The organism is Lactobacillus sp. UMNPBX16 (genome assembly GCF_002553775.1).
GTDB classification, from domain to species: domain Bacteria; phylum Bacillota; class Bacilli; order Lactobacillales; family Lactobacillaceae; genus Lactobacillus; species Lactobacillus crispatus.
This window is the reverse complement of sequence record NZ_PCYU01000055.1, coordinates 1-333: the sequence shown is the minus strand read 5'-3', so window position 1 is coordinate 333 and position 333 is coordinate 1. Positions and strand designations below refer to the sequence as shown.

The 333-nt window shown below is 38.1% G+C and carries 1 protein-coding gene; it reads right to left on the bottom strand.

Translation table 11 applies throughout. From position 1 onward, the window contains the following. Positions 1-324 (bottom strand): hypothetical protein (locus CP367_RS09720; protein WP_098043561.1); only part of this gene is annotated, 324 nt, incomplete at its 3' end. Positions 325-333: the final 9 nt, after the last annotated feature.

Genomic DNA, 333 nt, shown 5'->3' with positions numbered 1-333 from the left:
TTGACTCTTGTTGATCTTGACGATCTTCTTGCCAGCAGCTTTCTTAACATCCTTAACGGTGTAAGTTGAACCCATTGAAACCTTTTGGCTAGTCTTGTGACCTTGTGCGTCCAAAACATTAACTTTTTGGTTCTTAGTGTCCTTTACAGTAACAAAGATCTTGTCACCCTTTTTAATTGCAGGATAAGTTGGCATAGTTTCGGCAACACCTAACTTTGGAGCAGGAAAACTAGCTGCTTGACTAACTGAAGCACCAACACCCATTAAACTCATTGAAGCAACTGCGATTGAAACAACTTTAACTAAATTCTTTGAAACTAACATAATGAATAC